This window comes from Caballeronia terrestris (assembly GCF_001544515.1).
Classification (GTDB): Bacteria; Pseudomonadota; Gammaproteobacteria; order Burkholderiales; family Burkholderiaceae; genus Caballeronia; species Caballeronia terrestris.
In genome coordinates this window covers 1-1,654 of record NZ_FCOL02000353.1, presented here as the reverse complement: position 1 = coordinate 1,654, position 1,654 = coordinate 1, and the positions used below count along the sequence as shown (strand labels likewise).

The 1,654-nt window shown below is 56.5% G+C and carries 1 protein-coding gene and 1 pseudogene; one reads left to right on the top strand and one right to left on the bottom strand.

Translation table 11 applies throughout. The features are described 5' to 3' along the window. Nucleotides 1-886 precede the first annotated feature (886 nt). Nucleotides 887-970, top strand: a pseudogene (locus tag AWB67_RS43710) (hypothetical protein); the annotation flags it as partial. Between the two features lie 186 nt (nucleotides 971-1,156). Here AWB67_RS43710 and AWB67_RS40670 read toward each other — a convergent pair. Next, nucleotides 1,157-1,378, bottom strand: a complete 222-nt coding sequence (locus AWB67_RS40670; RefSeq protein ID WP_143746809.1) for a hypothetical protein — start codon at nucleotides 1,376-1,378, stop codon at nucleotides 1,157-1,159. Nucleotides 1,379-1,654 lie beyond the last annotated feature (276 nt).

Genomic DNA, 1,654 nt, shown 5'->3' with positions numbered 1-1,654 from the left:
TAGTTGCGCGGTTACGGATAAGGTCCGAGCGCATTTTCAGGAACGCCCGGTATGCGCGGCCGTCGGTCGCCGCGTCCGCTTGCCTATATCGCGAGTGCGTCTGTCACGCGTGAAGTGCCCGGTCAAGCGCAACCAATTCACGGCCATGCCCTCGTGTTAAACGGACCTGGCTAGAACCGGACGCTCCGGACGCTCGGCAAATCAACTGTATAACGAAGGACATCGGTATGGCGAGAGTGTCAAGAGCAGGAGATAGTAAAAGTATGGATGGACCAATTTAGACCCACGCGGCTTCGGGAAGTGGGCGTTCGGCAATTTGTGCCATTCCATACTCGATCGCGAACTTCCGAGCGTCGGCTCGGCAGGGAAAATTGCCCATCAGTTCGGACGCTCGCTGAAGGCCATCCGGCGCTCGTATGATCAAGGTTACAGAGTATGTACCCGCGGCGAAGAAAGTATGCGACGACAACGAAAATCCCTGGAATCGAACTTGAGGTGAGTCCATTGCGCCTCCATGGCCATATTCACTATTTTCCGCCCGACTCCCGGGGAAAATTATTCTTCGCAAGAAGATCGCTGAGCCTTTCAACTCAGATAGCCGTGCAATGAGCGGATATACCCGAACCGCCCCTTTCTACGCTGACTACTACCCAAGTAGCAAGAGCAAATACGCAATTCTCGTCGATTCAATACTCGCCGGCGTGGTCAACTCCGGCGCTTCGCCGAGACGAAGTCGCTCAAGGACGGGGCGGCAAAGCTGGGCGCCATGTTTGTTTCTCAGCGGTCCCGAAGGCTCCATTGCCAAACAGCCACTCGACGTTGACGCGAATGCCTCGGCAGCCTCGAAGGCGAAGTTGCGACATCTGTCTCATGTAAGGTTGTCGCAATGCCCGACAAAACTGCGTACCAAGCGCTTCTGCCTGAAGAACGCCTCGCCAACGCAACCCTGCGACTACAGAATGTGTGTATTCGGGCCATGGCCCGAATACACGGGTGCTCGCCGGCCACCGCGAGCCGTGAACTGACGCGAAGCAGCTCATCTGCTGGCTACTCATCGGTGCTGGCTGTAGCGCTCAGCGCCGCCTGCCGCATCGCGGGTTGCTGCCCCACAAAGCTTTGCTTCAAGGCGGCTGCTGCCACATCGTTTTCACCCTGCTCAATTGGAGTGGTTGGCCCAGCAGATATCGGGCACACTGAAAGCGTATGTATCGTCGAAAGGCGAAGCCAAGTCTCGACCAAAATCAGGAGAGCAAAATGCACAAAAATGTCTACTTGACGGCAGCTTGAACTGCCGTATGATGGGTTTATTGCTGCAACGCAGCAAATCGACACGACGCCGAATGACCGAGCCACGGCGGTTCTTTTCAGGAGCGGTCATGTTTCCCTAGTCTCCTCGGCAGCGGTTGCGATAGCGAACTTTCAGACTTTGGTCAACGCGACGAAGCGTTATGCGAGCGGGCTTCAACGACTCGCCGAGTTGAACGTGCATACGGTCAAAACGGTATTTGGAGGAAGTTCGTCGGTTCTCAAAGCCGGTTCGAGCGCGAAGCCCGGGAATTCCCGACTGGCGCCCAAGCCGGCTCGAGCGTTTGATCTGAAGGTCTTGCCTTGTGTATCACCGTTGGTCTCGCAGCCCGCTACAGGCGGGGGGTTT